This is a genomic window from Thiothrix fructosivorans (assembly GCF_017349355.1).
Taxonomy (GTDB): Bacteria; Pseudomonadota; Gammaproteobacteria; order Thiotrichales; family Thiotrichaceae; genus Thiothrix; species Thiothrix fructosivorans.
On the sequence record NZ_JAFMPM010000006.1, the window covers coordinates 375597 to 401017 of the forward strand.

26 protein-coding genes are annotated in these 25421 nt (G+C 51.7%); 20 read left to right on the plus strand and 6 right to left on the minus strand.

Annotation, left to right across the window (positions count from 1 at the left end; genetic code table 11):
* Positions 1-84 precede the first annotated feature (84 nt).
* From J1836_RS05025 to J1836_RS05035, 3 genes are read right to left on the minus strand one after another with little or no spacing between them, the layout of a single operon-like run.
* Positions 85-1269, minus strand: a complete 1185-nt coding sequence (locus J1836_RS05025) for a DNA cytosine methyltransferase (RefSeq protein ID WP_207249985.1) — start codon at positions 1267-1269, stop codon at positions 85-87.
* A complete protein-coding gene (locus tag J1836_RS05030; RefSeq protein ID WP_242632735.1) occupies positions 1266-1946 on the minus strand; it encodes an Eco29kI family restriction endonuclease in 681 nt (226 codons plus the stop codon). Before J1836_RS05030 ends, J1836_RS05025 begins: the two co-directional genes overlap by 4 nt.
* Positions 1918-5886: a ribonucleoside-diphosphate reductase subunit alpha gene (locus tag J1836_RS05035; RefSeq protein WP_207249986.1), complete on the minus strand. Its 3969-nt coding sequence runs from the start codon at positions 5884-5886 to the stop codon at positions 1918-1920. Before J1836_RS05035 ends, J1836_RS05030 begins: the two co-directional genes overlap by 29 nt.
* 232 nt (positions 5887-6118) lie before the next feature.
* On the opposite strand from J1836_RS05035, the gene J1836_RS05040 reads away from it, so the two are divergent.
* The 9 genes from J1836_RS05040 (at position 6119) to J1836_RS05080 (ending at position 11864) form a co-directional block, all read left to right on the plus strand.
* Entirely contained in the window at positions 6119-6619 is a 501-nt protein-coding gene (locus J1836_RS05040; protein WP_207249987.1) for a CREC-EF hand family protein, read from the plus strand.
* Between the two features lie 3 nt (positions 6620-6622).
* Complete coding sequence (locus tag J1836_RS05045) at positions 6623-7450, plus strand: HvfB family MNIO-type RiPP peptide maturase (RefSeq protein ID WP_207249988.1); 828 nt, start codon at positions 6623-6625, stop codon at positions 7448-7450.
* Complete coding sequence (locus tag J1836_RS05050; protein WP_207249989.1) at positions 7447-8187, plus strand: HvfC family RiPP maturation protein; 741 nt, start codon at positions 7447-7449, stop codon at positions 8185-8187. Before J1836_RS05045 ends, J1836_RS05050 begins: the two co-directional genes overlap by 4 nt.
* Positions 8188-8224: 37 nt before the next feature.
* Entirely contained in the window at positions 8225-8506 is a 282-nt protein-coding gene (locus J1836_RS05055) for a hypothetical protein (RefSeq protein WP_207249990.1), read from the plus strand.
* 106 nt (positions 8507-8612) lie between these two features.
* On the plus strand, positions 8613-8846 hold the full coding sequence (locus J1836_RS05060) for a hypothetical protein (RefSeq protein ID WP_207249991.1): 234 nt from the start codon (positions 8613-8615) through the stop codon (positions 8844-8846).
* Between the two features lie 4 nt (positions 8847-8850).
* Positions 8851-9867, plus strand: a complete 1017-nt coding sequence (locus tag J1836_RS05065) for an AraC family transcriptional regulator (RefSeq protein WP_207249992.1) — start codon at positions 8851-8853, stop codon at positions 9865-9867.
* Positions 9868-9968: 101 nt separating this feature from the next.
* Positions 9969-10808: an NAD-dependent epimerase/dehydratase family protein gene (locus tag J1836_RS05070; protein ID WP_207249993.1), complete on the plus strand. Its 840-nt coding sequence runs from the start codon at positions 9969-9971 to the stop codon at positions 10806-10808.
* Positions 10796-11269 carry a DUF2269 family protein gene (locus tag J1836_RS05075; protein WP_207249994.1) on the plus strand — a complete coding sequence of 158 codons (474 nt, stop codon included), beginning with the start codon at positions 10796-10798 and terminating at the stop codon, positions 11267-11269. Before J1836_RS05070 ends, J1836_RS05075 begins: the two co-directional genes overlap by 13 nt.
* A gap of 1 nt (position 11270) precedes the next feature.
* Entirely contained in the window at positions 11271-11864 is a 594-nt protein-coding gene (locus J1836_RS05080) for a DUF4166 domain-containing protein (RefSeq protein ID WP_207249995.1), read from the plus strand.
* A gap of 147 nt (positions 11865-12011) precedes the next feature.
* Here J1836_RS05080 and J1836_RS05085 read toward each other — a convergent pair whose 3' ends face one another.
* Complete coding sequence (locus tag J1836_RS05085; protein ID WP_207249996.1) at positions 12012-13187, minus strand: SUMF1/EgtB/PvdO family nonheme iron enzyme; 1176 nt, start codon at positions 13185-13187, stop codon at positions 12012-12014.
* A gap of 135 nt (positions 13188-13322) precedes the next feature.
* Positions 13323-14483 carry an ATP-binding protein gene (locus tag J1836_RS05090; protein ID WP_207249997.1) on the minus strand — a complete coding sequence of 387 codons (1161 nt, stop codon included), beginning with the start codon at positions 14481-14483 and terminating at the stop codon, positions 13323-13325.
* Between the two features lie 428 nt (positions 14484-14911).
* Here J1836_RS05090 and J1836_RS05095 point away from each other — a divergent pair, with 428 nt between their 5' ends.
* From J1836_RS05095 to J1836_RS05140, 11 genes are all read left to right on the plus strand, one after another.
* Positions 14912-15229: a hypothetical protein gene (locus tag J1836_RS05095; protein WP_207249998.1), complete on the plus strand. Its 318-nt coding sequence runs from the start codon at positions 14912-14914 to the stop codon at positions 15227-15229.
* Between the two features lie 337 nt (positions 15230-15566).
* A complete protein-coding gene (locus tag J1836_RS21760) occupies positions 15567-15689 on the plus strand; it encodes a hypothetical protein (protein WP_278189465.1) in 123 nt (40 codons plus the stop codon).
* 151 nt (positions 15690-15840) lie between these two features.
* Positions 15841-16791, plus strand: a complete 951-nt coding sequence (gene lipA, locus J1836_RS05100) for a lipoyl synthase (RefSeq protein ID WP_207249999.1) — start codon at positions 15841-15843, stop codon at positions 16789-16791.
* On the plus strand, positions 16788-17534 hold the full coding sequence (locus J1836_RS05105) for a YdcF family protein (RefSeq protein ID WP_207250000.1): 747 nt from the start codon (positions 16788-16790) through the stop codon (positions 17532-17534). Before lipA ends, J1836_RS05105 begins: the two co-directional genes overlap by 4 nt.
* A gap of 10 nt (positions 17535-17544) precedes the next feature.
* Positions 17545-18102 (plus strand): DUF2889 domain-containing protein, encoded by a 558-nt coding sequence (locus J1836_RS05110; protein WP_207250001.1) that lies wholly within the window; start codon positions 17545-17547, stop codon positions 18100-18102.
* 384 nt (positions 18103-18486) lie between these two features.
* Positions 18487-21186, plus strand: a complete 2700-nt coding sequence (gene aceE / locus J1836_RS05115; protein WP_207250002.1) for a pyruvate dehydrogenase (acetyl-transferring), homodimeric type — start codon at positions 18487-18489, stop codon at positions 21184-21186.
* A gap of 15 nt (positions 21187-21201) precedes the next feature.
* Positions 21202-22476: a 2-oxo acid dehydrogenase subunit E2 gene (locus J1836_RS05120; RefSeq protein WP_207250003.1), complete on the plus strand. Its 1275-nt coding sequence runs from the start codon at positions 21202-21204 to the stop codon at positions 22474-22476.
* A 14-nt stretch (positions 22477-22490) separates the two neighbouring features.
* Positions 22491-23927 carry a dihydrolipoyl dehydrogenase gene (gene lpdA, locus J1836_RS05125; protein WP_207250004.1) on the plus strand — a complete coding sequence of 479 codons (1437 nt, stop codon included), beginning with the start codon at positions 22491-22493 and terminating at the stop codon, positions 23925-23927.
* A gap of 189 nt (positions 23928-24116) precedes the next feature.
* Complete coding sequence (locus tag J1836_RS05130) at positions 24117-24335, plus strand: hypothetical protein (RefSeq protein WP_207250005.1); 219 nt, start codon at positions 24117-24119, stop codon at positions 24333-24335.
* A 23-nt stretch (positions 24336-24358) separates the two neighbouring features.
* Positions 24359-24616, plus strand: coding sequence for a hypothetical protein (locus J1836_RS05135; protein ID WP_207250006.1), 258 nt, complete (start codon positions 24359-24361; stop codon positions 24614-24616).
* Between the two features lie 16 nt (positions 24617-24632).
* Positions 24633-24929 carry a hypothetical protein gene (locus tag J1836_RS05140; RefSeq protein WP_207250007.1) on the plus strand — a complete coding sequence of 99 codons (297 nt, stop codon included), beginning with the start codon at positions 24633-24635 and terminating at the stop codon, positions 24927-24929.
* A 216-nt stretch (positions 24930-25145) separates the two neighbouring features.
* Here the strand turns inward: J1836_RS05140 and J1836_RS21960 are convergent, their stop codons facing one another.
* Complete coding sequence (locus tag J1836_RS21960) at positions 25146-25421, minus strand: hypothetical protein (protein WP_372447664.1); 276 nt, start codon at positions 25419-25421, stop codon at positions 25146-25148.

Here is a 25421-nt window from a genome sequence, read left to right on the forward strand (position 1 = left end):
CTCCTGAATGCTTAATGCCAACTAAACCCATCTAATTCCTTAATTTAGAGCAGATGGGTGTTATGAATCTTTGCTCGGTATCGCTTATCCCACAGCGCAAGCCATCGGCATGAATGGTGCTAAAACGGGCTTTGCGTGGTGTATCGTTCCATATAATAAAGTCCCCAATAGAGTAGACAACCTGACAGGCACAGCATTCCCGACCTGCCGCATTGCCTCACCCCATGCTCCTTCAATATAAAAATCTGGCGGGAAAGTTTGCAGCAACTTGGCTTCATGCACAGTGAAATAGCGCACCGTACCATCGCGGTAACGCAGCATGTTTTCACCACCCGGCACGCCATGCCCACCGGCCTTCAAGGTTTTGGCAGGCAAATCATGATCACTGCCCGTATGCCCCGGATACACTCGTGCGCCATCACGGAAAAGATGGTCGGGAATGGCATGATCGGAACGCGGGTCAGGTAAATGTCCCAACGCATCACGCACGGTCTGCCACGGCTTCAACGCAGGCGGGAACAAACCATAACGGGTTTTGAGCGCATTCACTTGCTTTTGGGTTGCTGCATTTGGCTGTTCACGTTGGTCGTGTGCCAAACCGTGTTTCTCCCAGTATTCGCCTGTCACAAATTTGTCCCACAGCAATCGGCTATCGGAATACGTTGGAGCAGGAAATGACCATTCAACCTCCAGATCGTCACGAATACCGACCATGAACACCCGTTCTCGGCTTTGCGGCACACCGTAATCCGCCGCATTGACAAGCTGATAAGCCACTTTGTACTTCAGCCCTTGATGGGTTTCGTACTTGAGCTTTCTGAGTAATTGGAGGTGTAACTGCCAATCCAATCCGAATTTGGGCTTATAGTCGGGGAAAGTCAGTCGCAGCACAATGTATTCAAAGTAATCAGCGAAGGATGAGCGCAACAAGCCTTTTACGTTCTCAAAAATAAACGCTTTGGGTTGCAGTTCGCGGATGGCATTGATGGCATAGGGGAACATATCGCGATGATCTTGATCCGCCTGATGCTTGCCACCCAAGGAAAACGGCTGGCATGGTGGGCCACCTGCTACGATGTCCACACCGTTCAATCCGTCATAGCTGAAATCACGAATGTCCCCTGCAAAAACTTTCTCTGCACCGAAATTAGCTTGCAGGGTGGCGCAAGCGTGTTTATTGAACTCCACCAATTTGACGTGATGAAAACCAGCAAGCTCCAATCCTTTTGCCAATCCGCCTGCACCGGAGAATAGTTCCAGCGTTTTCATGACTGGCTTCCCAACTGATTCAGGTGAGCATCAACACGTGACAAAATAGTGGCTGCGGAGGAATGCACCCCTTTGCACTTTTCCGCCCAAGCACGCCCCGGATGAATCACATCCCAATCAGATTTAGCCTGTTCGTAACGGCCTTTTCCCGGATCATGGTTACCGAAACCATCCACTACCGTATTCCACAGCGGCATATTGAGTTTGATCAGTGCCGCTTCAATCGTACCAATCATATCCGAAGCTTCGCCTTCAAAGATGACGAAACGGCACATGAAATCCTCAACTGCCAGACTGCTTGCCGCACCAATACTGCGGGCATGTTCACGCAGGCGGGTGTGCAATTCCTTCGACTGGTTCAACACATCATCTGACAATCGCGCCTGCCGCCAACCTTTGGGAACAGCTTTGCCCACGTAAATAGGGAAGTTATAGGCAAGACGGTTCAACCCGGCATATTTTTTATAAGCTGAATGTTGCCCCGTGTAATAGATGGCATACACGCCCGTTCCCCCAAAGGCTTCAGGAGGCGGGAGTGTATGCACGGGCGTGCCGTTGAAAAACCTGACCGCATCCTTCACCAGTTCAGCGAAAGCCGTACTGGTGTAGATGTGCTTTCTACGGTCAAAATCCAGATTTTTCATGGTATTACTGGCACGCTTCGCATTCTGGATCAAGCAACGAACACGCCTTCGGTGCTTCCGAACCCACCGATACCAGATTCGCCGCCCGCTTAATCCCCGCCACGCTATCCGCTGCCGAAGAATCATCCGAACTAGTCTTTTCCGCCCCCGTCGCCCCCAAAGTGCGCAAGTAATAAGTGGTTTTCAGCCCACGTACCCACGCCAACTTATACAGATTATCCAACTTCGCCCCATTCGGCTCTTTCATGTACAGGTTGAGCGATTGCCCCTGATCAATCCATTTCTGGCGGCGGCTAGCGGCTTCGACCAACCAACGTGCGTCGATTTCAAATGCGGTGGCGTACTTGGCTTTAAGCGCGTCCGGCACACGATCCAATGGTTGCAACGAGCCGTCGAAATATTTGAGGTCGTTAATCATCACCTCATCCCACATGCCGATGCGCTTCAAATCTTGCACCAGATACGGGTTGATGACGGTGAATTCGCCCGACAAATTGGATTTAACAAACAGGTTTTGGTAAGTCGGTTCGATGGATTGCGACACGCCGCAAATGTTAGAAATCGTCGCCGTCGGTGCAATCGCCATCACATTGGAATTGCGCATTCCCTGCGCTTTGACTTGGTTGCGCAATGCATCCCAATCCAGCGTTTGAGTGTGATCGACCACGAAATATTCGCCACGCTCTTCGCCCAGTAGCTCCAGCGAGTCGATCGGCAGAACGCCCTTGCTCCACAACGAACCGTTGTAGCTCGGATATTTGCCCCGTTCCGCCGCCAAATTGCTGGACGCACGAATCGCGAAATACGACACCGCCTCCATGCTCTGATCGGCGAATTCCACCGCTTCGGTCGTGGCGTAAGCGAGGTTCATTTTGTACAGCGCATCTTGGAAACCCATAATCCCCATGCCAACTGGGCGGTGGCGTAGGTTGGATTTTCGCGCTTGCGGCACGCTGTAATAGTTGTAGTCGATGACGTTATCCAGCATCCGCATCGCGGTGGTGACGGTGCGTTCCAGCTTCGCCACATCCAACTTGCCGTCGTTGACGTGCGCGGTCAGATTGACGGATCCTAAATTACAAACCGCAATTTCAGTATCATTGGTGTGCAAGGTAATTTCGGTACACAAGTTGGAGCTATGCACCACGCCCACATGCTGGTTGGTGTAACGGATATTGCACGGGTCTTTGAACGTAATCCACGGATGCCCCGTTTCAAAGATCATCCCCAACATTTTGCGCCACAACGTCAGCGCTTTAACCTTGCGGTGCAATTTCATTTCGCCGCGTTCGGCTTTGGCTTCGTACTCTTTGTAACGCGCTTCAAACGCTTTGCCAGTCAGATCGTGCAAGTCTGGCGCATCATCGGGTGAAAACAGCGTCCAATCCCCTTCTGCCGCCACGCGCTTCATGAACAGGTCGGGAATCCAGTTGGCTGTATTCATGTCGTGGGTACGGCGGCGTTCGTCGCCTGTATTCTTACGCAGTTCGAGGAAGTCTTCGATGTCGATGTGCCACGTTTCGAGGTAGGCACAGACAGCGCCCTTACGCTTGCCGCCATTTGACACAGCACCAACCACGGTATTATAACTATGATCACCCTCCACCTTGAGATCGAAGACAAAAGGAACAGGGGTCATAGGTGTGATTTTCTGAATTCGTGAAAATAGCGCACCTTTCCATTCAAACCAGAATTGCTTTTTAGCGATTTTGTAATCGAAATATTCAGCAAAATCTGCCACTGCTGGAATTCTTAGATCATAGCTTTTAGTCACACCAGAAAACTGAACCTTAGAACCATCAATACGAGTACCCACATGCTGATTATCACGCTCCCGATAAGATGCTGCGGCTGGAATTCCCAAACGCAGTAATTGATAACGTAAACCCTCAATTAATGCGTGTGATGTATTGCTAAAATTTAAAAGCAAACCACCGGATACACTGCCATCTGTTTCTAGCAAACCTCTAATCAAAGCTGTCGTCTGCTGCTTAGGCAAATGTGCCAAGCGGGGTGCTATATGTTTTTCACCTGCGGCAGTATAGAAATCAGACTTCGTAAAAGGCAAAGCAGAACCCGTCCCTCCCACAAATTGACCTGTAGTTGCACAACGCAACAAACCTTTACCTAACGACCATTTAATTTGTTGGTAAAAATCATTGCGCTTGGAAATCCAATAGTGAATGCCTCGCTCTTGGAGGTATTCTTCAATAAAAGTCATGAAACCATCTTTAGTGGGATTACCTGAAACTCCCCACTCTGCATCTTCCCTAGTGATATGCCCATCACCTAACATGATCCCATAAAAACGAGCATCTTCTTCTGTAAAATCTGCAATAGGTACGATTTCTTGAGGAATCGTTTGAGCAACAAAATCTCCCTCTTTTAATTGTCCTGCTTCACAATAATCAACAGCCAACTCTTGTTTAGCTAACATAGCCAAAATTTGATTAGGCACGTGATAATTTTTTTTGATTCTTACTGACCAAATAGGATGTCCAGTAGTAACTTTCAACGTTTGAGCCGCATGACGAACATTAATTTCAACCATTGGATCAGTTTGGTTATATACCATATGTTTTACGACAGAACGGTAATAGCCTTCTTTTCCTAATACTAAGTCACCGATTTTAATGTTTTGAATCGCTTTACAGCCTTGATTTGTCCAAACATGAGTATCCGGTGCGAAACACTGATTCACCGCTACCGCCGTATCATTCGCCACTTTCAAAAACGGCACAACGCCTTGCGATTTACCATTTGTGCCTTTGATGTGCGCCCCCATGCCGCGCACCCGTGACCAGTCATTACCCAAACCACCTGCGTATTTCGACAACAAGGCATTATCTTTAATTGCGTCGTAAATCCCTTCCAAATTATCGCCCACCGTGGTCAGGTAGCACGACGACAACTGCGGACGCAATGTGCCAGAATTAAACAAGGTCGGCGTACTGCTCATGAAATCAAAGCTGGACAGCAGGTTGTAAAACTCAATCGCCCGATCCTCACGCTCGACTTCGTTAATCGCCAAACCCATTGCCACACGCATGAAAAACACCTGCGGCAATTCAAAACGCACCCCGTCATGATGCAGGAAATAACGGTCATACAGCGTTTGTAAACCGAGGTAAGTAAACTGCAAATCACGTTCCGGCTTGATTGCCGCGCCCAATTTCACCAAATCGTAACGCCCCAACTCATCCGCCAGCCGCTCGACGTCCACGCCGATCTTAATGGTTTTCTTCAGCACTTCAGGGTACAACGCCACCATTTCATGCTGGGTCGCTTCGGTGTGCTGCCCTTCAAGAAAACTCAAGGCTTCGCGGCGCAAACTATCCATCAACATACGTGCTGCCGCTTGTGAATAGTTCGGCTCGCGGTCAATCATTACGCGGGTACTAATCACCAATGCCGTTGCCACTTCTTTCTCAGAAATGCCGTCATAGAGGTTGCGCATCGTCGCGGTCATCACCTGTTCGGCACTCACGCCCTCCAAACCATCGACCGCTTCCGCGACGATCTTGCGCAAACGCTCTTCATCCAGCGGCTTCAAATCGCCAGCGGCATTTTTGACGTGAATGACATTCTCGATTTTCTTACCGCCTTTTTTCTTGTTTTTAGCATCTTTTTCGGCACGCAACCGCGCACGTTCGGCACGGTACAGCACGTAACTCCGCGCCACTTTGTGTTCACCTGCTCGCATTAAGGCTAGCTCCACTTGATCCTGAATGTCTTCGATATGCACCATGCCGCCCTCTGGCGTGCGGCGCAGCAAGGCATCCACCACCTGTTCCGTCAAACTACGCACCCGATCATGGATACGCGCCGAACCGGACGCTTGGCTGCCTTCCACATCCAAAAATGCCTTGGTCATAGCGACCAAAATCTTACTACCATCGAAGTCTGTTACCTGACCATTGCGGCGGATAACTTTACATTTAGGGGTCATTTCAAGGGTAATGGCGGCTTGCATTCGGCGTCCTTTGGTAGTTCGGTGTATTTTGGGCAAAGCACTATAGGATGTGTTTCAGGGCACGGTCAAGCACAAGATATGGTCTAATTTGGTCGTATTTTTACTTGCTTTTTGCGATGATTTTACAAAACAGTGACTTGCCTGCATCCACTCGCAACGTTTTTGCGTACAATCCTCCATGCCAGTTTCACTGCGCATAAAACAACATTTCTATTCCTCGGAGATTGAGATTATGAAAACAACCACATCCCTGAAACTTGCTTTAGGCACAACCTTCGCCGCCGCACTGACACTCGGCGCAACCACAGCAACCGCAGAAAATCCATTCGCGGCCAGCACCCTCAGCAGCGGTTACATGCAGCTTGCCGAGAACAAAGCAGGCGGCGAAATGAAATGCGGCGCAGGCATGTGTGGCGGCAATATGAAAAAAGCGGGCAGCGAAGAAATGCCTTGCCCTGCCGATGCTGACAAAGATGGTAAAGTCACCAAAGAAGAATTCATGACGCATCACGAAACCATGTTCACCGAAGCCGATGCCAACAAAGATGGCTCTTTGGATGCGGATGAGCGCAAAGCCCTGCACAGCAAAATGAGCGAAGGCAAATGTGGCGGTAAAGAAGCCAAGTGCGGCGATGCAAAAGCCGACGACGCTGCTGCAACACCAGCCGCTGAAGCTGCACCAGCCGTAGCAGCCCCTGCTGCTGCACCTGCTGCTACCGAAGAAAAGAAGTAAACCATGCACAGCCCTAACTTACGTGGGGCAGGCTTAGGTTTCCGGCGCGATCATCTGGTCGCGCTGGAACAGCAAGTCCCCGACTGCATTGATTTCTTTGAAATCGCCCCCGAAAACTGGATCGGCACTGACCCCAGCAGCGCCAAACGCCTCCGCGCTTTCACCGAACGTTTTGCGTTTGTCGCCCACGGCTTATCGCTATCCCTCGGCGGCTTAACCCCGCTGAATACCGACTTGCTCGGCAACATCAAACACTTCATGCGAGAACACCACATCCCACTCTACACCGAACATTTGTCGTGGTGTTCCGACCACGGGCAGTTGTACGACTTGCTGCCCATCCCCTTTACTGCTGATGCCATTCAGCACACCGTCGCCCGCATCCGCCAAACGCAAGACATCTTGGGGCAACAAATCGGCATTGAAAACGCCTCGTTCTACCTACAAGCCCCGATCAGCGAAATGGACGAAGCCACTTTCATCAATGCCGTGCTCACCGAAGCCGATTGTTTGCTGCATCTGGATGTAAACAACGTCTACGTCAACAGCGTCAACCACGCTTACGACCCGTATGAATTTTTACGCAAACTGCCCAAAGAGCGCGTGGTCTACCTCCACACCGCTGGGCATTATCAGCAAGAACCGAATCTGTTGATCGACACCCACGGCGCACCCGTGATTGACCCCGTATGGGCATTATTGGATTTCACTTACGCGGAATTCGGGGTATTCCCCACGTTATTAGAGCGCGATTACCACATTCCGCCACTGCAAGAACTCGTCCCCGAAGTGCAACACATCGCCAGTCTGCAACGGAAATACACCGCATGAACGCTACCGAAGCTTTCCAACGCGCTTTTGCCGCGCACTTGCGTAACCCCGATGTTAACCTGCCGCCTGCCGGAGTCGATCCCGAACGCGCCGGTGTTTACGTGGAATTGCTCTTCAACAATGTGGAAGATTTCCTCACAGGATGCTTCCCCGTATTGCGCAGCCTTTTGGATGATGCGGCATGGAATGCGTTGGTACGCCAGTTTTATGCAGAACACGCTTGCAGCACGCCGTATTTCCGCGAAATTCCCGCCGAATTCGTGCAATGGCTCACTTCGACTTCGCTCAGTGACCGTCCGCCGTTTCTGCTGGAACTCGCGCATTATGAATGGGTGGAAATCCCGCTGATGTTGGCTGACAGCAGCATCGACTGGAAGCACATTGACCCCGACGGTGATTTGCTAGACGGCATTCCCGTGCTGAATCCCGTGCTATTACTGCAAAGCTACCAATACCCCGTGCACCGCATCGGCACAGCTTACCAACCCACAGCACCCGAACCGACGCATTTACTGTTGCTCAAACATGCTGAACAGAAGGTGGATTTCATCGTATTAAACGCCGTTACCGCCCGTTTGGTGCAACTGTTGCAAGAAGGTTGCAACGGACGTAACGCGCTTCAGCAAATTGCTGAAGAAATTCAACATCCTGACCCCGTGCAATTATTGGAATTTGGTTTACAATTGCTGACCCAGTTTAAACAGCAACACGTTTTACTGGGTGTAGTCATGGCTTAAATGACCTATTTTACAAACCTTTGGAGGAGTTATTGTTATGCAAACCCCTAAATTCAATCTTGCTCTATCTGTCGGCACTATCCTATTAGCGGGTTCTACCCTGACCGCTTGCAGCAGCAACCCGTTCTCTGCTGAAAAAGCGGCTGAACCTACTAAAACCGAAGCTGCTAAACCAGCCGATGGCAAATGCGGTGCTAAACAAGATGGCAAATGCGGTGCTTCACCTGCCGCTAAAGCAGCGCCTGCTGCAAAAGCCGCTGCACCTGCCGCTACAAAAGAAGTCAAAGCCGAGACAAAGACTGACGTAAAGGCAAAGTAATCCTGCCATTTGTCAGCCATAAGTGCCGCTATTCGTAGATTCTATGTTTATCGGCAACGGGGATGTGTTATCTAAGTAGCACATTCCCGACTAAAGGCATTCATTCATGCACACCTCATTCATCTCCTTGAGCTTTCTGCTGCTGACTAGCTTACTAAGCGGCTGCACCGAAACACTTCCCGTTAAAGAATCCACACCAGAACCCGTCAAAGTGGCGGAAACAAAAAGTATTCAAGACATTGCCAAAGAAGCGATGACATCTACAGGCAAACTCAGCCAAGCACAAGTCAGCGCCCTGATCCGCGCTAACGCCGCCTGTCGCCCCAACGATAAGTACTGATCCTATGCAGACACTCGCTATCCTGCTCACTGGCTTTTCGGTCTTCAGCGCCGTGCTGCTCATCTTGACGCATTTCCGCTGCCACCACTATCAAGGGCAAACACTGGCGCAAGCCATGGGCATCATTTTGCTGTTGACCCTCAGTGGTCTACAACTGGCGCATTTTGCCTACCTGCAAAACACGCTGGATATGATCCATACCCCGTATTACGCGGTACTGTTGTTCGCGGTTGCACCTGCCTTTTATTTATTCAGCAAACCGCTGTTGCAACCGCTCACTGCAACAAGTCCTTGGCAATTGCTGCATTTACTCCCGGTATTGCTTGCCCCCCTGCTGCCCTACACGCTGGCATTACCCTTAGCATTTGCGGTGGGTGCGGGCTATTTGCTGTGGTTAGCACGTAATTTGTATGCTTTACGGGCGCAACGCAGCCGTTTCGCGTTGGAATTCGCGCTATTGGGGGGGATTTTTGCCCTTGCCGTAGGCGTGTTGATCTTCGGTTTAAGCCTGCCGCTGCTGACGGAACAATGGTTTTTCACGCTCTACGCCAGCGCCATTGGTTGTGCGTTTTTGCTGGTGCACCTGACACTCAATGTAACACCACAACTTTCGACGGAGGTGAGCGAAGCGGCGCAAGCCACCTACGCGATTTCTACGTTGAACAACGTCGATTGCGACAAGGCACTCGCGGAACTGGAAGCCTGTATGCAGGAGGAAGAATTGTTCCGTCGCCCTGATTTGGATTTGCCCACCTTAGCCGCACACATCGGGCTTTCCAACCACCAGCTCTCGGAATTAATCAATACCCGTTTGGGCAAAGGCTTTGCGCGGTACGTGCGCGAATTTCGGGTAGAAGCGGCGGAAGATATGTTGCAGGAAGAGCCGTCCGCCTCGGTGTTATCGGTGGGGATGAGTGTTGGCTTTACCTCGCAATCCACGTTCTACGAAGCCTTCCGTGAACTGACGGGGATGACACCGGGGCAATTTCGCAAAATCAACGCACTATCTGCTCCGCCATGATCTTTCCGTAACGAAAATCTATTCCTGATCTATCAAAACGGAGGCATTCCTGCCTCCCGACTCCTTATGCTGACCCCATCGAATAAGCATAAGGCATCACCATGAAAATTCTACTGACAGGGGCAAGCGGCTTCATCGGCGGGCATATCCTGCGAGCGTTGCAGACGGCGGGGCATGAAGTCGTGCCAATCACCCGCCACCACGGGGTCGATTTCACCCACATGCTCACGCCTGAAGCGTGGCTGCCGTATCTCAAAGGCGTAGATGCGGTCATTAACAGCGTGGGCATTATTGCGGAAACCCGTGGGCAAACTTTTGCCGCCTTGCATTATCATGCCCCTGCCGCGCTGTTCCGAGCGTGTGTGATGACGGGTGTGCTGCGCGTGGTGCAAATTTCGGCGCTGGGTGCAGATGCAAACGCCTTCACCCCGTACCAATTGAGCAAGCAAGCAGCGGATGAAGTCTTACGCAAGCTACCGTTGGAATGGTTCGTGCTGCGCCCATCGCTGGTATACGGTACAGGCGGGGCGAGCATGGCAATGTTTCAGCGCATGGCGAACTTGCCCGTGATACCGCTGATCGGCTCTGGCACACAACGTATTCAACCCGTGCATGTCAGTGATGTGGTCGCCACGGTGTTGCAGTGCCTGAGCGTGGCATCGTCGCGCCGCACCGTGGATGTGGTTGGTGCAGCGCCGCTCACTTTCGTTGCATGGCTGCAAACTCTGCGACGGACAGCGGGTAAACCGCCTGCGCTGACCCTGCGTATTCCGTTGAGCTTGATCATGGCGAGTGCGCAGGTCATGCGCTTCCTTATCCCCCTGTTACACCCCGATAACGTGCGTATGTTGCAACACGGCAATACTGCCGACGTACAACCTTTGGCAGCGTTTCTGGGGCGAATGCCGTTGAGCGTCGAGGAGGGTTTATGTTGTATCTGAGCCTGAAATACCTGCATATTTTGAGCATGGTGCTGCTGTTCGGTACGGGGCTGGGCAGCGCATTTTATAAGTGGCTAGCAGATCGCAGTGGCAATCTGGCGCACATCGCGGTGGTGAATCGGCATGTGGTGTTGGCGGATTGGATTTTTACCACGCCGACGGTGATTTTCCAGCCCATCAGCGGGTTGTGGTTGGCGTATCTACTGAATTTGCCGCTGACTACGCCGTGGATTGCGCTCAGCCTTGCTCTGTATGCCATTGCGGGTATGTGCTGGTTGCCTGTGGTGTGGCTGCAAATTCAGATGTGCAACCTTGCCGACGCCGCACTCATTTCCCAAACCGCGTTGCCTGCGCAATACTGGCACTATGCACGCATCTGGTTCTGGCTGGGTGTACCGGCGTTTATCGCGATGGTGCTGGTGGTGTTCCTGATGGTATTCAAAACAAATTTCGGAGACTGAGATGGACGCAAACACACGCAAACCCTTGATGCAGCAAGCCCTTGGCGCACAGTGGGAACAATTGCCGCCCACCTTGCAGGCGCATTACCAGCACGACCCCAACACCGAGGTTGGCGAACTGGATATTGAATATCCGGGCTTTATGCAGCCCTACCTCAGCTTCATGCGCTTACTGGGGGCGTTGGTTAACCGGCGCGGCCAAGCCGTTCCGATCACGGTGGAGACTTGGATGGAGGGCAGTATCCAACGCTGGAAACGCACGCTGCACTTTCCCGATGGTCAGAAAATCTTGTTCAAAAGCATCTGTGTGTACGCGGGCGGTAATGAATTGATCGAGTACGTCAATCCTTTCGTGGGGATGCGCATGGCGGTCACGGTGAAAGACGGCAAATTGAACTATGCGGGCAGGCATTACGTGCTGAAGCTGGGCAACGTGCTGCTGCCTATCCCCGAATGGCTGGTGCTGGGGCATACCACCGTCGTGGAAACGGCGCTGGATAACGCCAACTTTGCGATGGATTTTCGGCTGACGCATCCGTGGTTTGGGGAGGTGTTTCGGTATGCGGGGGAGTTTCGGACGAAATCTCTCGCCTGAAACTGAAATCGCCGCCGCTACGCGGCGGGCGCGAACGCTGCTGCCATGAGCTGGCGCTGCTCCGCGACGCGCCTGCTCACGTCATCCGCGCCCGCGCAAGAATCCCGCCTCCGGCGGCTGCGGCTCCGCCACCCTGCTGGCCTGAGCTCAAAGACCTAGGGCAAGCCGGAAACCTATGAAGTCGTAACGGAGAGCGGGATCGAGCCTGCGACGGATGGCAGAACGCACGCCCCCGCCGTGGAAGTGCCACGAACCGCCGCGAACGACGCGCTCAACGCCCGCCTGTGAACCCTCCGGGTTCGTAACCGGCTCCGCCGGATAATCTCCGTACCAATCTCGACACCATTCCAACACATTGCCGTGCATTTCATGCAAACCCCAAGCATTGGCGGGAAGTGATTTGACCGGAACAGTTTTGTGCCGATCCAAACCTTTCTTACCATTAGCGTAGGGATAATTGCCATTGTAGTTGATCTGTTCAGACGTAATATTGTCACCGAAAGAAAATGAGGTATTCGTTCCAGCACGACAGGCGTATTCCCACTCTGCCTCAGTCGGGAGACGTGGATTCAAGCCAGCAACACGGGTATTCAATTTTTGCAGGAATGTTTGAGTATCGTTCCAACTTACTCCCTCTACAGGATTATTAGCATCATCAGTAAAATGAGCAGGATTATTATCCAGTACCGCAGTCCATAGAAATTGCGTACAAGTCGTATCGGCTAACCAAAAACCTTTGGTTAGAGTTACCTGATGTCGGATTTCATTATCGTATCTACCCGGCTCGGATTCTGGCGACCCCATCCAGAACGTCCCCGGCTCAATCCAGCGAAACTTCTGGGTAATACCTTTCACCACCAGATCGGCATAACGCCCGTATTCATCCTGCCCTACATCGTTTGCCCACACGGGGATTTCCCTCACCCCAACCGCGCCACTACCCACATGATGTCCAAGCGCCCCCAACAACAAACTCCAATCCATCGCCCCGCAAAAATCCAAACTCTGCAAATGCCGCAACCACAATGGATACCGCACTTTCTCCGCCAGCACCGGAATCACCGGAATGCCGATTTCCTCCGCCATGCTGACTTCGTTATGCACCCACTTCGACGTGCGCACTTTTTCAGAAACCACCAGCACCATCACATCACTGGTTTCCAGTTCAAACTCCAGCGTGCGATACCACACATCACCGGGTTTCAACCCAATCACATCGCGGAACACGGCAAAGCCAGCCGCCAACAATTGCTGCTGAATTTCAACAGCAAGGTTTTCACCGTAGCTGCCATCACGGGCATAACTGATAAAGACTTTGGACATGGGGAAATGCTGATCAACAAAAAAGATGCAGCATTAATAGCAGATTGTGGGGGTGGAAGGAACGGAACCACCGCGCTAATCAAAGAAAAGCATTCGCCACTCACCGCGTGGCGAATTTACCGTTCATCATGAAATTCATTGGAAGATTTCCGCCACGTTGGTATACGGCAACGCCTCAACCCCATCACTAAACGCCATACGCTCACCGCTATACACCACATAACGGCGCGTCAATGCCACATTCGTGTCTGAAAACCGCTGCAAGCCTTTCTTAAAGCTACTGTTCCACGTCGCTGCTGCCTTGATTTCCACCCCCGTCAACTGGCTGCCCGATTTGAACAGCAAGTCGATTTCATTGCCCTGATAATCGCGGAAAAAGTACAGGTTGGCGCTCAAACCTTGGTTATAACGCGTCTTCAACGCCTCCAACACCACCAGATTTTCAAACAAGCTACCCATGAGCGGGTCACGCGCCACTTGCGCGGCTTTTTCAATATCCAGCAAATAACTGAGCAAGCCCGTATCGGTGAAATAATATTTGGGTGACTTGATGATGCGCTTGCCGAAATTTTCAAAATACGGCGGCAATGCAAACACAATGAACGACGCTTCCAAAATCGATAACCACTGTTTGATCGTTTTGCTATCGACCCCAACATCACTCGCCAGCGATTGGTAATTGATAATTTGCCCCACCCGCCCCGCCAATAATTTGATGAATTTCTCAAACAGATTGGCATCTTTCAGGTGAATAAGCTGGCGAACATCGCGCTCCACATACGTCTGGTAGTAATTCGCGTAAGCGGTATACGGGCGTTGTTGCTGATCATACACACGCGGCAAAAAACCGTGGTGGATGTATTCCGCAAAATCATCGAAGCGAATCCCCGCCGCCGTCAATTCTGCCATCGACAATGGCAACAAGTGCAGAATTCCCGTGCGCCCTGCCAACGACTGCGTAATCGCCGCTCGCAATTCCAGTTGATGCGAACCCGTCAACACGAACTGCCCTTGGCGACCGCTCTGGTCAACGATGCCCTGCAAATAGCTCAACAAGTGCGGCACACGCTGCACTTCGTCAAAAATGACGTTCCCAGCATAGCGTTTCAAAAATGCCTTGGGGTCATCGAGGGCGAATTGGCGCGTTTCGGGCGTTTCCAGACTGACGTATTCGTACTCAGGCAGAACCGAACGCACCAGCGTGGTCTTGCCTGCCTGTCTGGGGCCAATCACTGTCACAATCGGGTATTCACGCAATTGCGTCAAAAATTCGTTGGTAATATCACGTATAATCATAGGACTAGAGCATAGTTCATGACTATCTGGAGTTCAACTCCATTAAATCTCATCTAGATAATAACCATGACCCTTAATCCTATCTCAGACAAGGCTGTATCTATCCCTTAAAAGTTGTTACACATAGTGACAATCTATTCCCCACATTGATTATTTTACGTTAGTATCTGCCTTCGATTTCAGCGTAGTAAACTCTTTACAGGACAAATAATTCCCCCTCAAATTTGTCCCTTGGTAACCACAGCACAGCTCTGGTTGCTTTTTTTATAAGGCTTGGGTTGTGGTGCGTAACCGTTACGGGTATCTGCTGGGCAAGAATGATCCGGTGAAGGAATGGGCGCGGTTTTGTTTGTCTGAGGCAGTGTTGGGGCATCGCTGATCAAGAAGCAGCGTAACAGAGTGTAGGCGAATGGAAAGGAAATTCAAGTATGAAATGTAATGTAATATTTCTGGCAACGCTCATGGGGCTAGCCGTTGCTGGCTGTAGTGGTGATCATGATAGTGCACAAGTCCTATTTGCTAAAACGGCTTCACAACAAGCAGCAATAGCCAATGCCAAAAGCTATATCGGCAAATTTCATGAAAACAAAGCCAGTAACTTAAGTTGTGAAGCTGATGATGACATTGAAGAAAGCAATCTTTACGGTGATGGTGATGCAGATTGTAAATTCGTAGATCCTAAGACCCAAAAGAAAATCAAATTGGAATGTGTTACCACCCTTGGTAAGGGCTGTAAAAAGCACTAGCATCGCTTAACTAGCCCAGCGGACACATGGGTAACGCTTGCTCTGCTGACGGGTTTCGTATGGTGTAAAATATGCTATACTTTGCCCCGCTTGCACGGTTTAAGACATCCTCCATGATTTGCAAGCACGACAATTAGCCAGCCAGCGGTAACAAACCCTCTCCATTGGTTGGTTATTTTTTACCACACCCAGTCTGAGCCTGCCAATGGCGCGTAAAACCAAACAAGAAATCAAACCATTACAACCGCCCACAAAATCCCGCCAACGCAAAGCACCTGCTCAACCAGTATCAATAACCCCCCGCACGCAGCGCAAGCGAAAATCGAAGGTGGGTAAAATGGATGAGTTAATGTTATGGAGTAAGGCGCTGGATTATCTGGGAAACTTCCTGTTACTGATATTCGTGTCTACTATCATCTTGGCATTGGCATACTTTTTCATGAACGTTTTCGATGCATGAGTATGGGTTTCATAAGGTTGGGGCAATATTACCGACTTATCCACCAACGTAAGTCAGCTATCGAGCTGAATGCCGTAGGAATCCCCTTCCTTCAGGGAGGGTAGAATGTCAAAATGTGTCGACAATCCACCAAACGAGACACTAAAAACTCATGGAACGCAAAGAACCCGGACACAAAGAACGCGGTGCCGACAAAGTATCCCGCATCCCGATCAAGGTCGAGCCAACCACCGAATTCCGCCGCAAACCGGCTTGGATCAAAGCCAAAGCCCCGACCACGCCAGAAGTGAAACGCCTCAAAGCCATCTTGCGCGAACAAAAGCTACACACTGTCTGCGAAGAAGCCGCTTGCCCAAATCTTGGCGAATGCTTCACCCACGGCACGGCAACCTTCATGATCATGGGCGACATTTGCACGCGCCGCTGCCCCTTCTGCGACGTATCCCACGGCAAACCGCTGCCCTTGGATGAAGCCGAGCCGGACAATATGGCAGAAACCATTCGCGCCATGAACCTGCGTTACGTGGTGATCACCTCGGTTGACCGCGATGACTTGCGCGATGGCGGCGCGGCACATTTCGTGAAGTGCATCCAAAAATCCCGTGAGCTGAACCCGAACCTCAAAATCGAAATCCTTACCCCCGATTTTCGCGGACGCATGGAAATCGCCCTGCAAATCCTCGAAACCGCGCCGCCGGATGTGTTTAACCATAATATGGAAACCGTGCCGCGCCTCTACAAGCAATCACGCCCCGGTGCGGATTACCAGTATTCGCTGAATCTAATCAAAGAATTCAAGAAGCTATTCCCCGACATCCCCAGCAAATCCGGTTTGATGTTGGGCTTGGGCGAAACTAAGGAAGAAGTGATTGCCACCCTGCAAGACTTGCGCGACCACGACTGCGATATGTTGACACTCGGTCAATATTTACAGCCCAGCCGCCACCATCTGCCAGTAGATCGTTTCGTGCATCCTGATGAATTTGCGGAACTCGCCGAGATTGCCACCGCGATGGGTTTCAGCAAAGTGGCGAGTGGCCCGATGGTACGTTCGTCGTATCACGCGGATCAGCAAGCCGCTGGTACGTTCCCGAACACATGAGTCCGGTCATCAGTCGCACGCTAGAATTTCTAGCGTTGCCACCGGGTAATTTGCTGTTTTTTCTTGCATGGACATTACTGCTCGCCAAATGGCGCAACGCCATGCTAGTGGTATTGTGCCTAGGCATCTTGCAAACCGTGGTATTAAGCCTACCTGTCGTGGCAGAAAAACTCATGGACAGTTTGGAACAACAATACCCTGCCAAAGCCGATTTGTGGTTGCAACAACCGCTGCCCGAAGCGATTGTGGTATTGGGTGCGGGACGTAACCTCGAAGCGGTTGAATATGAAGGTAAAATGAGCGCCAGCACGGAGTTGGAACGCTTGAATTACGCCGCGTATTTGCATCGCAAAACCGGGCTACCCATCCTGATTTCGGGCAGCAGCAATGAAGCCGAATACATGCTTGATGTCATGGAAAATACCTTCCAAGTACCGATCCGCTGGCAGGAAGGTAACAGCCATACGACGTGGGAAAATGCCGCATTTTCCGACCAGATTTTGCGCGAGGCAGGCATTCGTTCCGCGTGGGTAGTGACGCAAGCGTGGCACATGCCGCGTGCTATGTTGGCGTTTCAAAATCGTTCGATACACTATTTACCCGCCTCCACCACTTACGGGTCGAGCAACTTCTGGCAACACGAATGGCTATGGTGGACACCGCAAGCCAATGCCCTTTCACGCAGCCACACCGCCTTGCACGAATGGCTGGGACTGCTCACCTATCGCTTTAAAACGAGGTAAATACCGCCGTATGCCATTATCAACACCCAACCCGCGTAGTCCGCTGCATACTCGCAGCCTCACCTTTCAAGGCTACCAACGTGAGGATGGCTTATTCGACATCGAAGGGCATCTCATCGACACCAAGCCATTCGACATTCCCAATACCGATCGGGGCGGGATTATCCCCACAGGCGGGGCGCTGCATGAAATGCGCATCCGCATCACCCTCGACCAAGCCATGGTGATACATGCCGCCGAAGCCGTCACCGAATGGGCACCATTCCATTATTGCCAAGGAGGGCCTGCCACCTTCAGCCGTTTAGTCGGGGAAAAAATCGGCCCCGGTTGGAATAATCGCGTCAAGGAATTGCTGGGCAAAACCAAAGGGTGCACCCACATTACCGAAATGTTGGCACAACTGGCGACGACGGCATTCCAGTCGATGTATAGCCATCGCCGCCAAGCCGAAACCCAAGTGATCGACACAAAGCCGGTGATTCTGGATACGTGTTTTGCGCTTGCCAGCGATAGCCCTGTGGTGGAGCAGCACTGGCCGCTGTTTTACCAACCTAAAGCCACGCCCTAATTGCCATTACCTTTCTCTACATTACTGATATACAATTAAAAATAATTACACACATCAAATCATAAAAATAACGGCGCGACCGATAGGGCATCCGCGCACTTTTCCTGTAAAAATGCTTAAAAACCAAGCAGATCCCGTAGGAAAATCACGATAAAAAACTTTAAAAAAATCATACTTAACGTTCAACTTATTGTTTTTTAAATTATTATTTTTACAATTATATTATTTGAAAAATACAATAGTAAATCTGGCGGCAATTGGCTTTCACCTGTAGTACCATGCACCCCCAATGGGATATGCAGGTGATTCAGACCCTCCCTTTCGGGGTATCCCACGACCAGAAGCACGTCAAACGTGCCCCTAAATCGCTATGGAGGAGACCTTATGAGTCTGGATTATCAAGACCTCGACCCGCAAGAAACGGCGGAATGGCAAGAAGCTATCGATGTGGTGGTGGAACGTGTCGGTGCAGAACGCGCCCGCCACTTGCTGCAAAAAACCATTGAGAAAGCATTCGAGTCCGGCATTGAGCCACCCGACATGCACACGCCTTACGTCAATACCATTCCGGTGAGCCAACAGACTGTTTATCCAGGAAATTTAGAACTCGAACGCCATATTTTGCGGGCATTGCGCTGGAATGCTACCGCCATGGTAGTACGCGCTAACCGCAAGCCAGCCTCCCCCGGTGGTCACATTGCCTCGTTCCAATCCTCAGCGATTATGTACGAAGTCGGTTACAACCACTTCTGGAAAGGCCATGATCACCCGAATGGCAGCGACATGCTGTTTATTCAAGGACATACCGCACCCGGCACGTATGCACGCGCTTTCGTTGAAGGGCGTATCACCGAAGAGCAGTTAGAAAACTTTCGTATTGAAGCGGGTGGCAAGGGGATTTCATCCTACCCACACCCGTATTTGATGCCGAATTTCTGGCAGTTCTCCACCGTTTCAATGGGCTTGGGGCCAATCATGGCGATCTACCAAGCGCGTTTTTTAAAATATTTGGAAAACAGAGAGTTAACCAAGAAAGCTGAAAATCATGCGGAAGCTCGCAAGGTTTGGGCGTTCTTGGGCGACGGTGAAATGGACGAACCGCAATCCCAAGGCGCGATTGCACTGGCTTCCCGCGAAAAACTCGACAATCTGGTGTTCGTGGTTAACTGTAACCTGCAACGCTTGGATGGCCCAGTACGCGGCAACAGCAAAATCGTGCAAGAACTGGAAGGCAACTTCCGGGGCGCGGGCTGGAATGTGATCAAGGTACTGTGGGGTTCAGGCTGGGATCGTTTGCTGGCTGATCCACAATACGGGCAATTACTGCGCAAGTTGATGATGGAATGCATCGACGGCGAATACCAAAACTTCAAAAACAAAGGCGGCGCGTACATCCGTGAACGCTTCTTCGGCAAATACCCTGAGCTGAAAGCGATGGTTGCCGATATGACCGACGACCAAATCTATTACGATTTGATGCGTGGTGGTCACGATCAGGAAAAAGTCTACGCGGCGTACCACAATGCGGTGAATTCCGTGGGTCGCCCCACCGTTATCCTCATGCACACCGTCAAAGGTTACGGCATGGGCGAAGCGGGCGAAGGCATGAACATCAGCCATCAGCAGAAAAAGCTCAGTTCCGACCAATTATTGAAACTGCGCGACCGTTTCAACATTCCGGTGTCGCAAGAACAAATCGAAGGCGCGGAATTCTACAAACCCGCCGCAGATTCTCCAGAAATGCAGTATCTGCACGAACGTCGCCAAGCCTTGGGTGGTTATTTACCAAACCGTCCGCACAACTTCGAGACACTGCCAATCCCTGATCTGTCGATTTTCGACGCACTGTTGAAAGACACGGGCGAACGCACCCTCTCCACCACGATGGCAATGGTACGCGTGATGGTAGCGATTGCGCGTCACAAGGAATTGGGGCCACGTTTAGTGCCAATCGTGCCGGATGAAGCGCGTACTTTCGGCATGGAAGGCATGTTCCGCCAAGTGGGCATTTATTCCCCTGAAGGTCAGAAATACGAGCCGGAAGATGCCAACGACATTATGCCGTACAAGGAAACCCAAAAGGGTCAGTTGTTGGAAGAAGGCATTAACGAAGACGGCGCAATGTCGTCGTGGATTGCGGCCTCTACCTCTTATGCGAATAACCATAAGATGATGATTCCGTTTTATATTTTCTACTCCATGTTTGGTTTCCAACGCATTGGCGACTTGGCGTGGGCAGCGGGCGATATGTTGGCTCGCGGTTTCTTGGTTGGCGGGACTTCAGGGCGTACCACGCTGAATGGCGAAGGCTTACAACACCAAGACGGTCACAGCCAATTGTTCGCGGGTTTCATTCCTAACTGCAAATCGTATGACCCGACCTTCGCGTATGAAGTGGCGGTGATTGCGCACGACGGCATGAAGCGCATGTATCAGGACGGCGAAAACGTGTTCTATTACATCACCACTCTGAACGAAAACTACGCCATGCCCGCACTCCCAGAAAGCTCAGAAGCAGGCATTATCAAGGGCATGTACCCGTTGCGTGCAGCGGAAGGCAAAGCGGCAAACCGTGTGCAATTGCTGGGTTGCGGTTCAATTTTGCGCGAAGTAATTGCTGCCGCCGACTTGCTACAAGCGGATTGGGGCGTGGAAGCTGACATCTGGTCAACGCCAAGTTTGAACGAATTGGCGCGGGATGGCGCAGCGTGTGCGCGGTGGAATTTGCTGCATCCTGATCAGGAAGAGCGCAAGCCGTGGGTCACGCAATGTCTGGAAGGTCAGCAAGGCCCTGTTATTGCTTCGACCGACTACATCCGCAGTTTTGCCGAGCAAATTCGTGCGTATGTACCGGGGGATTACCATGTGTTGGGCACGGACGGTTTCGGGCGTTCCGATAGCCGTGATGCGTTGCGCTCACATTTCGAGGTTGACCGTTATTACGTCACCGTAGCGGCGCTGAAGGCACTGGCTGACCAGCAAAAAACCAGCAAAGCCAAAGGCAAAATCACAGTGAAAACTGTGCTGGAAGCACTGGCGAAATACGGCATCGACCCTGAAAAACCCAACCCGCTGTACGCTTGATTTGGAGTTGCCCTTATGAGTATCGAAATTCACGTTCCCGACATTGGCAACTTTTCCAATGTCGAAGTTATTGAAGTCCTCGTTAACGTTGGCGACACGGTTGCCATTGACGATTCATTAATCACGCTCGAATCCGACAAAGCCGCGATGGAAATTCCGTCCCCGAAAGCGGGCGTGGTGAAACAACTGAAAATTGCGGTCGGCGATAAAGTCTCCGCAGGCAGTTTGATTTTGGTTTTGGAAGTGGCAGGCGCATCCTCAGAGGCGGCTCCGGTAAATGCCGTAGCGCCTGTTGCTTCCGCTTTGATGACCCCAGCGGCAAGCGCCCCGGTAGTGGATGCGGACAGTTTCCGCCGCGCTCACGCCAGCCCGTCGGTGCGCCGCATTGCCCGCGAATTGGGCGTTGATCTGACAAAAGTTGCCGGTTCAGGTTCACACGGGCGCATTACCGAAGCCGATGTACGTAACTTCGGCAAGGGTGGCAATACCGTAGTCGCACAAGCGGCTGCACCTGCCCCAGCGGCAAAACCTGCCGCACCTGCTGGCAGTGAAATGGGCATTCCGCTGATTACCCAACCCGATTGGGCGCAATTCGGCGCAATCGAAACCATTCCGATGTCACGCATTGGCAAACTCTCCGCCAAGCATTTACACCGTGCTTGGCTGAACGTGCCGCAAGTCACCCATTTCGACGAAGCCGACATTACCGAACTGGAAGCCTATCGCAACAGTTTGAAAGACAAGGCCAAGGCGATGGGCTTCAACTTCACCCCGCTGGTGTTCATGCTGAAAGCGGTGGTGGCAGGGTTGAAGGAATACCCGAAATTCAACTCGGCACTGGCGGACGATGGCGAAAACCTGATCCAGCGCAAGTTCTACAACGTGGGCATTGCGGTCGACACGCCGGATGGCTTGGTTGTGCCGGTGATCAAGGACGTGGATCGCAAAGGCTTGTTTGAATTGGCACGCGAATTGGGCGAAGTCTCGAAAAAAGCTCGCGACGGCAAGCTCAAAGCGGCGGATATGCAAGGCGGTTGCTTCACCATTTCCAGCCTCGGCGGGATTGGCGGCACCAACTTCACCCCGATTGTGAATGCGCCGGAAGTCGGCATCCTCGGTTTAACCCGTGCGCAAGATCGCCTCAAGCGCGTGAATGGCGAAATCGTCGACCGTCTGATGCAACCACTGGCGGTGTCTTACGACCATCGCGTGATTGATGGCGCGTATGCGGCACGTTTTGTTAGCCATATCGCGTTTGTATTGTCCGACGTGCGTAACCTCATTCTGTGAGCGGGAGTGGAATCATGAGTAACTTAAAAGCAGATCTTAGCTGCCAAATGTTGGTATTGGGTGCAGGCCCTGGCGGTTATACCGCTGCGTTCCGTGCTGCCGATTTGGGGCTGCAAACCGTGCTGGTGGAACGTTGGAGTACCTTGGGTGGCGTGTGTTTGAACGTCGGCTGCATTCCGTCCAAAGCCTTGCTGCACGCGGCAAAAGTGCTGGATGAAGCGCACGAAGTGGCGGATTGCGGCATTGAATTTACCCCGCCCAAAGTCGACATCGACAAACTGCGCGGCTGGAAGGAAAAGATCGTCAACCGCTTAACCGGCGGTCTGTCGGGCTTGGCAAAACAACGCAAAGTGCAAGTGGTAAACGGTGTGGGTACATTCCTCGACCCCAACCACGTCGAAGTCATCGGCAACGACGGCAAGAAAACCGTGGTGCGCTTTGAAAAAGCCGTGATTGCGGCGGGTTCAGAAGCGGTGAAATTGCCGTTCATTCCAGATGATCCACGGGTGATCGACTCCACGGGTGCGTTGGAATTGGCAAGCGTGCCGGAACACATGCTGGTCATCGGCGGCGGCATTATCGGACTGGAAATGGCCACGGTTTACGCCGCACTCGGTTCTAAAATCACCGTGGTCGAAATGCTGCCCGGCATTATTGCGGGCGCGGACAAAGACGTGGTGAAACCGTATTTCACGCGCATTAAAAAGCGTTACGAAAACATCTGGTTAGAAACCCGTGTGACCAAAGTCGAAGCCACGGCGGCAGGCATGAAAGTCACCTTTGAAGGCAAGCAAGCACCTGCCGAACCGCAGTTGTATGACCGCGTATTAGTCGCGGTCGGGCGCACGCCGAATGGCAAGCGCATCGGTGCGGAAAAAGCCGGTGTGGCGGTGGACGAACGCGGCTTTGTGCAAGTGGTGGACACGCAAATGCGCACTACCCAACCGCACATCTTCGCGATTGGCGACATTATTGGGCAACCGATGTTGGCGCACAAAGCGGTACACGAAGGCAAAACGGCTGCCGAAGTCGCGGCGGGTTTACCTAGCCACTTCGACGCACGGGTAATTCCATCCGTCGCTTACACTGACCCCGAAATTGCGTGGGTCGGCGTGACTGAGGAAGAAGCCAAAGCCAAAGGCATCAACTACGGCAAAGGCGTATTCCCGTGGGCAGCCAGCGGACGGGCGTTGTCATTAGGGCGTGACGAAGGCATGACCAAGCTGATTTTCGACGCGGAAACCGAGCGCGTGATTGGTGCGGGCATCGTCGGTACGAATGCAGGTGATTTGATTGCCGAAGTCGCGCACGCGATTGAAATGGGGTCGAATGCGACGGATATTGGCTTGACGGTGCATCCGCATCCGACGCTTTCCGAAACGATCGCCATGGCAGCGGAAATGTTTGAAGGCACCATTACCGATTTGATTGCGCCGAAGAAAAAGCACTAAGCTGCAATGGTTTAGGTGATGGAAAGGGCGGGGAAACTCGCCTTTTCCTAACTAAATGTTAGTTCAGTCAAGGGCTGCATCGTAGGCAAGGACTCTCTCAAATCTACCATTTCACTCTACCTTGACATCCTCCGTTCCCTAAAGCATAAGTATCTACACAAATGCCCCCGATTTCTTGATAATCGGGGGATGATTTCAAAAAAAACCTTGCCCGATAAGGTTGACAGTTTTGCCAGCACCCAAGCGGCGTGGCGTTTTTATGCCAATGAATCCATTCGCTTGGCTACCTTGCAAGAACCATTGACGGAAGCAGCGCAAACAGCAGCTCGGCAGCGTTGTCATACCTATGCCCTGTGTGTACATGATTGGTCACGCTTGAGCTATAAACACGCCAACTCCACCACTTAGAACGCCAGGACATCGGCAAGCCGTTGGTACATATCATTGATCGGGAAGCTGATTCGGTGGGGCATATCCGTCAGTGGCAACAAGCGGGTTATCGCTGGTTGGTGCGGGTGAAAGGCAATTCTCGGTTAACCCATCAAGGGCAAACGACGAACGGCAAAACCCTTGCCCAGCAGTTACCGTTTGAAAAAGTCCGGGAAGTCATCCACCAAGGCAAGCCACAGTGGCAATGGCTTGCCGAAACCACGGTGAGTCTGACTCGCCCCCGCCAAACCCAGTCGTAAGAAAACGCCTAAAGCCATGGTGCTGGGTGATCCCGTCGAAGCCCGCCTCATTATCAGCCGCATTCTGGCCGATGATGGCACGCTACTGGCTGAGTGGTTTTTGCTAAGCAACGTGATGGCGGTCGACAGATCCACCCTCGCGCTTTGGTATTACTGGCGGTGGCAGATTGAATCTTTCTTCAAGTTGATGAAATCAGCGGGACACCCATTGGAATCATGGCAACAAGAATCCGCCTTAGCCATTGCCAAACGCTTGCTGGTAGCGAGTATGGCGTGTGTGACTGTCTGGGCTATAGCAGCACCGAGGACTTGAGGACATTCTTATCCAGCTCTATTGGATGGACTGTGGACATTATTATCCATGCTGGAAATCATGGATACTTACACGGATTGATGGTAGGAAGCGGGAAAGCGGTGTAAACCGTTAGACGATTCATAGGTTATTGTGTTGTACGATCTTTAGGTTATTGTGCTTTTTTCTGTGGCGATTCTGGGTAAACGGTCTGTCGAGGCGACGGATTCATTGAGTTTACGCAGTTTGGTGAGCGAGATTTGAAATTGCCCATTGACGGGGTTTTACGCGATTTCTGATAAAATTGCCAGCCGTTTGATCAGGCAATACATTGCAAATCGTCGTATCTTTTTTGAGCGGATGTTGTCCGGCGGGCTTTTTCAGGACGAAGGCTCGCCACCAACCCTGATGGATACGCGCTCGTTTGGTTCGAGGGCTATCGGATGTGGAGATAGTATTTGCGAATGAACTTACTGAACTGAAGCCACCTTCCATGATGAGAGATGGCTTCAT

Bases quoted from the DNA above. Each gene is read 5' to 3' on its own strand.
- J1836_RS05025 (WP_207249985.1), bottom strand. From the start codon at position 1,269: ATGAAAACGCTGGAACTATTCTCCGGTGCAGGCGGATTGGCAAAAGGA.
- J1836_RS05035 (WP_207249986.1), bottom strand. From the start codon at position 5,886: ATGCAAGCCGCCATTACCCTTGAAATGACCCCTAAATGTAAAGTTATC.
- J1836_RS05040 (WP_207249987.1), top strand. From the start codon at position 6,119: ATGAAAACAACCACATCCCTGAAACTTGCTTTAGGCACAACCTTCGCC.
- J1836_RS05045 (WP_207249988.1), top strand. From the start codon at position 6,623: ATGCACAGCCCTAACTTACGTGGGGCAGGCTTAGGTTTCCGGCGCGAT.
- J1836_RS05050 (WP_207249989.1), top strand. From the start codon at position 7,447: ATGAACGCTACCGAAGCTTTCCAACGCGCTTTTGCCGCGCACTTGCGT.
- J1836_RS05055 (WP_207249990.1), top strand. From the start codon at position 8,225: ATGCAAACCCCTAAATTCAATCTTGCTCTATCTGTCGGCACTATCCTA.
- J1836_RS05060 (WP_207249991.1), top strand. From the start codon at position 8,613: ATGCACACCTCATTCATCTCCTTGAGCTTTCTGCTGCTGACTAGCTTA.
- J1836_RS05065 (WP_207249992.1), top strand. From the start codon at position 8,851: ATGCAGACACTCGCTATCCTGCTCACTGGCTTTTCGGTCTTCAGCGCC.
- J1836_RS05070 (WP_207249993.1), top strand. From the start codon at position 9,969: ATGAAAATTCTACTGACAGGGGCAAGCGGCTTCATCGGCGGGCATATC.
- J1836_RS05075 (WP_207249994.1), top strand. From the start codon at position 10,796: ATGTTGTATCTGAGCCTGAAATACCTGCATATTTTGAGCATGGTGCTG.
- J1836_RS05080 (WP_207249995.1), top strand. From the start codon at position 11,271: ATGGACGCAAACACACGCAAACCCTTGATGCAGCAAGCCCTTGGCGCA.
- J1836_RS05085 (WP_207249996.1), bottom strand. From the start codon at position 13,187: ATGTCCAAAGTCTTTATCAGTTATGCCCGTGATGGCAGCTACGGTGAA.
- J1836_RS05090 (WP_207249997.1), bottom strand. From the start codon at position 14,483: ATGATTATACGTGATATTACCAACGAATTTTTGACGCAATTGCGTGAA.
- J1836_RS05095 (WP_207249998.1), top strand. From the start codon at position 14,912: ATGAAATGTAATGTAATATTTCTGGCAACGCTCATGGGGCTAGCCGTT.
- J1836_RS21760 (WP_278189465.1), top strand. From the start codon at position 15,567: ATGGATGAGTTAATGTTATGGAGTAAGGCGCTGGATTATCTGGGAAAC.
- lipA (WP_207249999.1), top strand. From the start codon at position 15,841: ATGGAACGCAAAGAACCCGGACACAAAGAACGCGGTGCCGACAAAGTA.
- J1836_RS05105 (WP_207250000.1), top strand. From the start codon at position 16,788: ATGAGTCCGGTCATCAGTCGCACGCTAGAATTTCTAGCGTTGCCACCG.
- J1836_RS05110 (WP_207250001.1), top strand. From the start codon at position 17,545: ATGCCATTATCAACACCCAACCCGCGTAGTCCGCTGCATACTCGCAGC.
- aceE (WP_207250002.1), top strand. From the start codon at position 18,487: ATGAGTCTGGATTATCAAGACCTCGACCCGCAAGAAACGGCGGAATGG.
- J1836_RS05120 (WP_207250003.1), top strand. From the start codon at position 21,202: ATGAGTATCGAAATTCACGTTCCCGACATTGGCAACTTTTCCAATGTC.
- lpdA (WP_207250004.1), top strand. From the start codon at position 22,491: ATGAGTAACTTAAAAGCAGATCTTAGCTGCCAAATGTTGGTATTGGGT.
- J1836_RS05130 (WP_207250005.1), top strand. From the start codon at position 24,117: ATGATTTCAAAAAAAACCTTGCCCGATAAGGTTGACAGTTTTGCCAGC.
- J1836_RS05140 (WP_207250007.1), top strand. From the start codon at position 24,633: ATGGTGCTGGGTGATCCCGTCGAAGCCCGCCTCATTATCAGCCGCATT.
- J1836_RS21960 (WP_372447664.1), bottom strand. From the start codon at position 25,421: ATGAAGCCATCTCTCATCATGGAAGGTGGCTTCAGTTCAGTAAGTTCA.